Consider the following 7772-nt stretch of genomic DNA (forward strand, 5'->3'; position numbering starts at 1 on the left):
CACATTGAGCGCCATCGTGACCGCCAGCCTCTGGATCTGGTTTCTGGATCGCTGGTTCGGACCCGGCCTGTCCTGATCTGAAACCCGACGAACCGCTTTAAAGACCTATGAGGTTGCGCAACTGAACATGCGTCAGACCGTTTTCGCGCAAGGACCTCAAGCTGGTGGCATGGGTGGACTTGGAGAGTTTCCGTCCGTCCTCGTCTAGAACAAGCCTGTGATGCCGGTAGCGCGGCTGTGGCAAACCCAGGAGCTCCTGAAGGATCCGGTGCACACTCGTGGCAGGATAAAGGTCCTTTCCGCGCAGCACATCCGTAATGCCTTGCCGTGCGTCATCAACGACAACGGACAGATGATAACTGGTCGGCGTGTCCTTGCGCGCGAGAACAACATCTCCCCAGGCCGAAGCATCGACGGGTACAGGCCTCGGCGAAGCAAACAAGGTCTTCCCCTCAGCTCCCACTTCACTCCAGACCAGCTCCTGGCCGACTTTTTCAAGCGCCTTCTTCATATCGAGACGCAACGCGAAAGGTGCGTCGCTGTCTGCGCGTGTCTTGCGCTCGGCATCCGAAAGCACCGCATCGTCGCCTGGATAAACGGGAGCTCCATCCGGATCGCGTGGCCAGGACTTTCCCGAGGCCTCGTAATCGGAAACAAAACGTTTGATTTCCGCTCGCGTCAGATACGCAGGATACACCAGTCCCAGATCCTGCAGTTTTTCCAGCGCCGACCGGTAGTGTGGGAAATTCTTCGATTGACGCAGAAACGGTTCTTCGAGCGGTATTCCGAGCCAGGCAAGATCCTTAAACATTTCCGCTTCGAGCTGTGGTGTGCAGCGGGTCTGGTCAATGTCTTCAACCCGAACAAGCAATCGTCCTTCAAGCGCGACGGCAGCGCGTGCATTCAACAGTGCCGACAGCGCGTGGCCGATATGCAAATACCCATTGGGTGAGGGTGCAAACCGGAAGGCGGGCGAAGTCATGAGATCAGGCTAATCCAGGTAGAAGTGATGACAGACGGGATCTGATGTCTTACCTATCATTCCCGTTGGAGCACTTCCATTGAATGTTGGATCAATTGATGGAGGTGCTCCTGTTCTCACAAGTGAACCGGCCCCTCGTTCATCACAAGAAATGATCTGAATGAAACCGATTGCCACGGATGCAGATATACATTTGGGGATGGAGGCTCTGAAATCCGCTGATCCACGTCTGATGCGGATCGCCGACACGGCTGGCCCGATCCCACTCCGGCGCCGTGCTGCAGATTTTGAAGGATTGGCGCAGATCATTACCGGGCAACAGGTATCGGTCGCCAGCGCAGCAGCGATTTTTGCGCGTCTTCAGACGCTCGTCTCACCGCTCACGGCAGAAAACCTGAGTAAGTTTTCGGATGAAGACCTTGCCGGTGCAGGGCTCTCCAGGCCAAAAATCAGAACTCTGCGCGCCGTCACGATAGCTTGTGATGAGGGCTTGAACCTGAGGCAACTGGCAACGGCTCCTGCGGACGAGGCTCACGCGAACCTGTGCGCCATCAAGGGAATCGGACGCTGGACCGCGGACATATTCCTGCTCTTTTGCGCCGGCCATCCCGATATTTTTCCAAGCGGTGACCTGGCTTTGCAGATCGCCGTGCGCGATGCGCTTTACCTTGACGAGAAACCGGCCCCGAACGATCTTGATCTGATCGCCTCCGATTGGGCCCCGCATCGGGCAGTCGCCGCCCGTCTCTTCTGGGCCTGGTACAGGGTTCAGAAGCAGGGCCGGGAAACAATGCCTCTCTAACGAAGTGAATTTGAAAGAGAAGCCCCATCCCGAAACTTCGCTTCTGGGGCAAGACGAATAGTCTCCAGATCACCGCCAGAACCTTGCCCTCAACACCTCCTAACCGTCGGACAATGCCTCAATCGACCTCAGCAGCAGGTCGATGTCCTGTGGTCGGGACAGACGGTGGTCTCCGTCGGGGACGATTGTGAAGGTCACATCGTCCTGAGGCAGCGCCTCGACCAGTCTCTGGGCATGGCTGGCCGGAACATCCGGGTCCAGCGCGCCCTGCAAGATGGTCACAGGCGCTCCGATATGAAGCGGTCGGCCGAACAGAAGATGCTTGCGCCCATCGTCGATCAGCTTCCTGGTGATGATATATGGCTCTTCGCTATATTCGGACGGCTGCTCCCAGTGCCCCTCCTGCAGGATCGCATTCCGGATATCGTCCGTGAACCGCTGTTTCCACATCAACTCTTCGGTAAAATCAACCGCCGGTGCAATCAGAACAAGACCCTTTATCCTGCCCGAGGCTTTTCGGCTGAGCGCCAGCAACAAGGCCATCCAGCCGCCCATGGAAGAACCGACAAGAATGGTGTCCCGGGTACAAAACCGATCGAACACGGCTTCCGTCTCTTCCAGCCAGTCAGAGACGCAGGTGTCTTCAAATGCACCGCTCGATTGCCCATGGCCTGAATAGTCGAAGCGGATCACCTCCTGCCCGTGTTGTTCCCCATATCCGGCCAACGCCTCGGCTTTTGAACCGGTCATGTCCGACTTGAACCCGGAAAGCCAGAGCAGTGTGGGGGAGTTGCTTTCGGTTTTGAGCACCGCGATCCGCCGCTCTTCGCCGTTTTTTCCGACCGTGATGAATTGCGGATCGCGCGCACCCATATTATGGCTCTCGTTCTGGTATCCATTTGAAAGGTCCCGGTCAGGACCTGAACAGCTCGTTTGACATAGCCGCCCGTTATTGAAAAGCCCCTCCGGAGATACGACTTGGCTCAACTCCCCCCCGCCACCACAATCTTGCAAGTCATTCCCGACCTGAACTCCGGAGGTGCGGAACGTACCACGCTGGATGTGGCGAAAGCAGTGGTTGAAGCCGGGGGCACCGCACTGGTGGTAAGCCAGGGAGGGCAGCTTGTCCCGGAACTGGAAGCCAGCGGCGCCGAACACATTGAGATGCCTGTCAAATCCAAGAGCCCGTTGACGATCTGGAAAAACGCGGCTCGTCTGAGCACGCTGATCACAGAGAGGCATGTCAGCCTTATCCACGCCAGAAGCCGGGCACCCGCCTGGTCATCACTCTGGGCGGCGCGGCGCACCAAAACGCCCTTGGTCACGACCTATCACGGCACCTATAATCAGTCGAACAAACTGAAGGCCTTTTACAATTCCGTCATGGCGCGTGGTGACGCCGTCATTGCCAATTCCAAGTTCATTGCAGGGCTTATAACCAGACGGCACACATTCGCCAAAGACCGCATCACCGTAATTCAGCGCGGATCCGACCTTAAGGCGCTGGCATCGGAAAATGTAAGTGCCTTGCGCCAGCAGGCATTGAAGGACAGTTGGGGCGTCCCGGTCGGTCGGCCGATCATCTTGAATATGGCCCGCCTGACGGCGTGGAAGGGGCAGAAGGTTATCATCGAAGCGATGGCCGACCTTCAGGAAACAGGATGCAAGGAACCGGTCGCCATCCTGGCAGGGGATGCCCAGGGACGTGACGGATATGTAGCCGAGTTGAAAAAACTGATTTCAGATCACGCGCTGCAGGACCAGGTCCGACTGGTCGGCCACTGCTCGGATGTCCCCGCAGCCCTTGCTCTGGCGGACCTTTCGGTAATTGCATCCGTCGAACCGGAAGCCTTTGGACGGGCGGCTGTGGAAGCACAGGCTGCCAGTGTACCGGTGATCGTTTCAGATCACGGCGCCGTGCCTGAAACGGTGCTGGCGCCCCCGGAAGCATCTGAGGAGGCACGAACCGGCTGGCGCGTTGTTCCTGGAGATGCAGACGCTCTTGCCGATGCAATCCGCAATGCATTGAGCCAGGCCCCCGACACCCGAAAGGAAATGACGGACAGGGCCCTGAGCCATGTCCGTCAGAACTTTTCGGTCGAAATCATGTGCGATCGGACACTGGAAGTCTACAACAGCCTCCTGGGCACATAAGTCGGGCCTCAGGCAGCCCGGATCTGATCCAGGAACCGACCGACCTCTTCGCGCAGTAGATCCGACTGCTCGGTCAATTCGTTGATGCTGCCCTGAACCTGATGGGTCGCTTCACTTGCCTCGACCGATGCTTCCTTCACGATCTGGATGCTGCCGGACACGTCCCGCGTGCCATTGGCCGCCTGCGCGACGTTTTCAGCGACACTTTGCGTGGTTGCTCCCTGCTCCTCCATCGCCGAGGCGATGGCGGTCGAAGAGTGTTCCAGATCACGGATAACGTCACCGATCTTTCCGATGGAACCGACAGCGGTCTTGGTTTCAGCCTGGATTTCGGTAACCAGCTCGGAAATGCTCTCTGTCGCCTTCGCGGTTTCATTTGCCAGGGCTTTCACCTCGCTGGCGACAACGGCAAACCCCTTACCGGCTTCTCCCGCCCGGGCAGATTCGATTGTGGCGTTCAACGCAAGCAGGTTTGTTTGCTCGGCAATGTCGGAAATCATCGAAACCACTTCACCGATCCGATCCGCCATTTTTGCCAGTGCATCCATCTGACTGGCCGTTTGGGAAACATCCTGCGCAGCGTTACGGGACGCTTCGGATGCTCGGATAACCTGCTCGTTGATTTCGCTTATCGACGCCGTCATCTCTTCAGCAGCGGAAGCGACAACGCTCACATTTTCGGTCGTTTGCGCAGATGCGTAAGCAGCGGTTTCCGCTCGTTCGCTTGTATTTTCCGTCACCCGCGACATGGTCGCCGCACTTTGGTTCAGGGTAACTGCGGTGTTAGAAACCCGTTGCACGATTGCACCGACCGACGCATCAAACTGGTTGGCCAGTTTGTCCATAAGAGTGCGTTTTTCTTCTTCCGCACGTGCAGACCGTTCGCTTTGTTCCGCCTCAAGCTCACGGGTCCGGATCGCGTTGGTCCGGAAAACCTCGACAGCGCGGGCCATACTGCCGATTTCGTTCCGGCGGTCGGTGAAGTCCACGTCAACATCCATATTGCCGTCCGCCAGATCCCGCATCGTGCCGGTGAGAGAGTTGACCGGTCTTGTGATGCTGCGTCCGATCAGCCAGCCAAGACCGACGGCAAGGAACAAGGCGATGCCCGATACCGCCAGATATGTGGTCCTCGAAGAAGCTTCGGCCAGATCAAGGGCCTTGCCGGCCGCCTGCTTGCCGTTGAACGCGGCTTCCGATACGACCGACCAGAGCGGATTGATCTGCGCATAAAGCTCTTCCAAATGCGCCAGATCCGTATCGATGACAGCTGACTTTTCCGCATATTTTCTGAAAGCGGACTGATAGCCATCGAGCAACGCACTGATTTCAGTCTGCTCTTTTACGGTAAGCCCACTGCCCTTGAGCAACCCGGTAAATTCCTCACGCCTTTTGTCGATCCGGGCAATATATTTTTCATTGCCGCGCAGCATGAAGTCTTTTTCGTGTCGACGCATCATCAGCATCTTGACGGTCAGAGCGTCAAGATTGGCTGCCTTCAGCTTTTCCTCCACGTTGTGAACTGCCGCCCGCAATTCACCTTGCAGACCACTGGTTTCATCCAGGCCCATTGCCTCAAGGTCGGTGCTCAACACCGCAAATTCCGAATTGTGCTGATTTAGGATGGAGCGGAGACTGTCGAGCTCACTCTGGATTTCTGCCGCTTGCGGCTTGGCTTCCACTTCATCCAGGTTTGTCAGTGCCTTTTCGTATTCGACCCGATACTTGGCAACAAAAGCCAAATCCTTCGTCAACAGGAGGTCTTTTTTGTTACTGCGCATGTTCTGCGCATGCGCCTGGACCTGCGAGACCCTGTAATCCATTTGGGAGTAATCGGCCAGATTGTCGATTTCGGTCGATACCACATGCTGACTGTAAAGCGCAGTGCTTAAAAGCACTCCGATGGCAACAATCGCAATGGCGGATAGCCCGCCCACACGGGCAGCGATGGGGAGATTTGCTAGAAATGTCATTCAGGTCTCGTTTTTTTATCGGTCGCTCATTTGGTGAGCTGCACAGCAGATTCAGAAAACTGCGAAAGCAATTAACATTCCTTTACTCAAATAAAAGTTAGCCCTCTAATTTTTAGCAATCAGAAAAAATATTCACGATATCAGTAAGTTATATCTTTTTCCCTTCACTCGACGGACAGGAAAGACGCTCCCGGAAGAGATGTCATCCAAGGGAATTGAAGCATCTATATTGTTCAGGCAGAAATCGTCGAAAGCAGGTCCGGTCGACCGAACAGCTTTCTGCCGGCACCTCAAGCGGTCACGGCAACACATGACCGCTTTGATGCAGGTCGGATCATACAGCTCGCATTTATGCCGCGAGCGGATATGCTTCTTCGACCAGATAGGGGCCGCCCCCGACGCTGGCTTTGGCTGAAAACAGCACGAACCGTCCCGCAACGAAGGCAGGCGCTTGAAAATTGCCATGCTCGCTAAGCCACTTGGCAACATCCTCGTTGGTTGACGTTCTGCACCGGGCGACCGTCACGTGCGGAATGTATTTACGCCGCTCGGCCGGTAAATGCAGCCGCTGCAGGATCCGTTCCTGCTCTGCCTGCAGGTCCGCAAGTTGCGCGGTCGGCTCGACCCTGGCCCAAACCGCGTGCGGCTTGCCGTTGCCGAAGGACCCGAGACCGGTCAACCGGATTTCCACCGGGTCCCTGTGAATGCGATCCAGAGCAGCTACGACCTCATCTGCCGTTCGATCATCGATGTCGCCGATGAAGCGCAAGGTAAGGTGGTAGTTTTCCGGATCGATCCAGCGGGCGCCCCGAAGGCCTCCCCGGAGCATTGAAAGCATGAGTGCCGTCTCTGACGGAATCTCAAGGCCTGTAAATAGGCGCGGCATGGGTGTTCCCTCCGCTGTCGCTGATGAATCCTATGAGGAATCAACTTCATGAAATTCGCAAGACAAAAATCTAAGCTTTTGAGAAAGCATCTGAAATCAGTGTGGACAAAGAAAGGCAACCGGATCATCTCTTGCTGATCCGGTATGTCGCCAATTCTGATTCTCTAAAAATGTTTAGTCGGCATCCGGCTAGGGTGCCGGGTTGCCGAATTCCTGGTGGACCGCATTGATTTTGTCGATCACCTCGGGCGCAAGTGTCAGGTCAGCAGCGGCAATATCCGTCTCGAGCTGCTCCATTTTCGTCGCTCCAATTATAACCGACGTCATGAAACTCCGGGACTTGGCAAAGGCAATTGCCATCTGCGCCGGATCCAGTCCGGCCTCCCTCGCCACATCCAGATAGGCGTCGACCGCCTGTTGCGTACGCGGGTGCTCATAACGCTGCATTTTGTTGAAGAGTGTCTTTCTTGCACCTTCCGGCAGGGCTCCATTTCGGTATTTGCCGGTCAGGTAACCCTGAGCAAGTGCCGAATAGCCGAGCAATCCGACATTCTCCCGGCGGGAAACTTCGGCCAGATTGGTCTCGAAAGTCCGGTTCACCAGGGAATACGCATTCTGGATGGAAACCACCCGTGGGAAGTCCATCAACTCGGCAGCAGCAATGTACCGCATCGTGCCCCAGGCGCTCTCGTTGGAGATGCCGACATGGCGTATCTTGCCGGACTTCACCAGACCGGCGAGAACTTCCAGGGTCGAGTAGATGCTGTTTTCGCCGTCCACAGGCTCTGCGTCCGCCCAGCGGGTCGGGTTGGAGCCAAACCCCGAGACATTCCGATCCGGCCAGTGGACCTGATAAAGATCGATGTAATCCGTTTGAAGATTTCTTAGGCTCCGGTCGACGGCAAACTCGATCTGTTCGCGGTTCAACTGGCCGGTTTCGCCGGTTTCGCGAAACCAGTCCATTACTGTGCGCCC

7 protein-coding genes are annotated in these 7772 nt (G+C 56.3%); 2 read left to right on the plus strand and 5 right to left on the minus strand.

The window, feature by feature from the left end:
- Nucleotides 1–97 precede the first annotated feature (97 nt).
- Complete coding sequence (gluQRS, locus tag K5905_RS22240; RefSeq protein WP_297587879.1) at nt 98–982, minus strand: tRNA glutamyl-Q(34) synthetase GluQRS; 885 nt, start codon at nt 980–982, stop codon at nt 98–100.
- Nucleotides 983–1142: 160 nt separating this feature from the next.
- On the opposite strand from gluQRS, the gene K5905_RS22245 reads away from it, so the two are divergent.
- Entirely contained in the window at nt 1143–1784 is a 642-nt protein-coding gene (locus K5905_RS22245) for a DNA-3-methyladenine glycosylase 2 family protein (protein ID WP_297587883.1), read from the plus strand.
- A gap of 99 nt (nt 1785–1883) precedes the next feature.
- Here K5905_RS22245 and K5905_RS22250 read toward each other — a convergent pair whose 3' ends face one another.
- A complete protein-coding gene (locus K5905_RS22250; protein WP_297587886.1) occupies nt 1884–2657 on the minus strand; it encodes an alpha/beta hydrolase in 774 nt (257 codons plus the stop codon).
- 105 nt (nt 2658–2762) lie between these two features.
- Here K5905_RS22250 and K5905_RS22255 point away from each other — a divergent pair, with 105 nt between their 5' ends.
- Nucleotides 2763–3938 (plus strand): glycosyltransferase family 4 protein, encoded by a 1176-nt coding sequence (locus K5905_RS22255; protein ID WP_297587889.1) that lies wholly within the window; start codon nt 2763–2765, stop codon nt 3936–3938.
- A gap of 8 nt (nt 3939–3946) precedes the next feature.
- Here K5905_RS22255 and K5905_RS22260 read toward each other — a convergent pair whose 3' ends face one another.
- From K5905_RS22260 to K5905_RS22270, 3 genes are all read right to left on the minus strand, one after another.
- Nucleotides 3947–5911, minus strand: coding sequence for a methyl-accepting chemotaxis protein (locus K5905_RS22260; protein WP_297587892.1), 1965 nt, complete (start codon nt 5909–5911; stop codon nt 3947–3949).
- Nucleotides 5912–6260: 349 nt separating this feature from the next.
- Nucleotides 6261–6797 (minus strand): RNA 2',3'-cyclic phosphodiesterase, encoded by a 537-nt coding sequence (thpR, locus tag K5905_RS22265; RefSeq protein ID WP_297587894.1) that lies wholly within the window; start codon nt 6795–6797, stop codon nt 6261–6263.
- 189 nt (nt 6798–6986) lie between these two features.
- Nucleotides 6987–7772, minus strand: a 786-nt coding sequence (locus K5905_RS22270) for an aldo/keto reductase (protein ID WP_297587896.1), incomplete at its 5' end; no start/stop codon positions are given.

Source organism: Roseibium sp. (assembly GCF_025698965.1).
Lineage (GTDB): Bacteria > Pseudomonadota > Alphaproteobacteria > Rhizobiales > Stappiaceae > Roseibium.

Bases quoted from the DNA above. Each gene is read 5' to 3' on its own strand.
- gluQRS (WP_297587879.1), bottom strand. From the start codon at position 982: ATGACTTCGCCCGCCTTCCGGTTTGCACCCTCACCCAATGGGTATTTG.
- K5905_RS22245 (WP_297587883.1), top strand. From the start codon at position 1,143: ATGAAACCGATTGCCACGGATGCAGATATACATTTGGGGATGGAGGCT.
- K5905_RS22250 (WP_297587886.1), bottom strand. From the start codon at position 2,657: ATGGGTGCGCGCGATCCGCAATTCATCACGGTCGGAAAAAACGGCGAA.
- K5905_RS22260 (WP_297587892.1), bottom strand. From the start codon at position 5,911: ATGACATTTCTAGCAAATCTCCCCATCGCTGCCCGTGTGGGCGGGCTA.
- thpR (WP_297587894.1), bottom strand. From the start codon at position 6,797: ATGCCGCGCCTATTTACAGGCCTTGAGATTCCGTCAGAGACGGCACTC.